Origin of the sequence: Bradyrhizobium sp. BR13661, assembly GCF_029892425.1 — a bacterium.
Lineage (GTDB): Bacteria > Pseudomonadota > Alphaproteobacteria > Rhizobiales > Xanthobacteraceae > Bradyrhizobium.
In genome coordinates this window covers 1-1321 of the sequence record NZ_JARXWB010000088.1, presented here as the reverse complement: position 1 = coordinate 1321, position 1321 = coordinate 1, and the positions used below count along the sequence as shown (strand labels likewise).

Sequence of the window (1321 nt, the reverse complement as noted above, 5' to 3'; positions counted from 1 at the left end):
TGAACCGCCCCGGGATTGCCGGAGGCTGTTTTGTTTGAGTCACGCCGCCACGGCGGTTTCAGCCATCATGGCGTAGTAGCGCTCCTCGGCTTCAGCCGGCGGGATGTTGCCGATAGGCTCCAACAGCCGTCGATTGTTGAACCAGTCCACCCATTCGAGCGTTGCGAACTCGACGGCTTCCATGGTCCGCCACGGTCCCCGCCGATGGATCACCTCGGCCTTGTAGAGGCCATTGATGGTTTCCGCGAGGGCATTGTCGTAACTGTCGCCAACACTGCCGACCGACGGCTCGATGCCTGCTTCCGCCAGGCGTTCGGTATACTTGATCGAGAGGTATTGGCTGCCTCGGTCGCTGTGATGCACGAGCCCGCCGCGATGCGCCGGCCGCCTGTCATGGAGAGCCTGCTCGAGCGCATCGAGAACGAAGCTCGCATGCGCGGTTCGTGAGGTCCGCCAACCGACGATGCGTCGCGCATAGACGTCGATGACGAAGGCGACATAGACAAAGCCGGTCCAGGTCGAGACATAGGTAAAATCCGACACCCACAACGCATTCGGACGCGGCGCGTGGAACTGGCGATTGACGTGGTCCAACGGACACGGCGCCGCCTTGTCGCTGATCGTTGTCCGGACCGGCTTGCCGCGGATCACGCCCTGCAAGCCCATCCCCCGCATCAGCCGCTCCACGGTGCAACGGGCAACGTCAAAGTTCTCGCGCTGCAATTGCCGCCAAACCTTGCGCACGCCATAGACCTCGAAGTTCTCCGCAAAGACGCGGGCGATCTCCGGCTTCAGCGTCATATCCCGTCTTGCGCGCGTGGAGAGCTTCTCCGGATCGGCGCGCCCGGCGGCATGGGCGTGGTAGGTCGAGGGGGCGATCGGCAACACCCTGCAGATCGGCTCGACCCCATGGACCTCTCGGTGATCGTCGATGAACGCGATCATGGCTTGTACCGGCGGTCGAGCTCCGCCATCGCAAAATATGCCGACGCCTTGCGCAGGATCTCATTGGCCTGGCGAAGCTCCCGGTTCTCCCGCTCCAGCGCCTTGAGCCGGTCCGAGACGTCGGATGGAACGCCGGATCGTCGGCCGCTGTCGACCTCGGCCTTCTTTACCCATTCATGCAATGTCTGCGGGGTACAGCCGATCTTGGTTGAGATCGAAACAACCGCCGCCCAGCGCGAGGCATGCTCGCCTTCATGGTCCAGAACCATCCGAACCGCGCGGGTCCGGACTTCAGGTGAGAATTTGTTCGTCGTCTTGCTTGTCATGGCTCCACCTTCTCAAGAGTTGGAGCCTCCGGCAATCCCGGGGCGGTTCA

1 protein-coding gene and 1 other annotated feature are annotated in these 1321 nt (G+C 62.8%); the gene reads right to left on the bottom strand.

The features are described 5' to 3' along the window. Nucleotides 1-39 precede the first annotated feature (39 nt). A protein-coding gene (locus M2427_RS42070) for an IS3 family transposase (RefSeq protein ID WP_211959176.1) occupies nucleotides 40-1271 on the bottom strand; the annotation gives its coding sequence in 2 pieces (ribosomal slippage) (nucleotides 40-980 and nucleotides 980-1271; 1233 coding nt in all). Further along, nucleotides 871-987: a sequence feature (AL1L pseudoknot), on the bottom strand. It overlaps the preceding gene by 117 nt. Nucleotides 1272-1321: the final 50 nt, after the last annotated feature.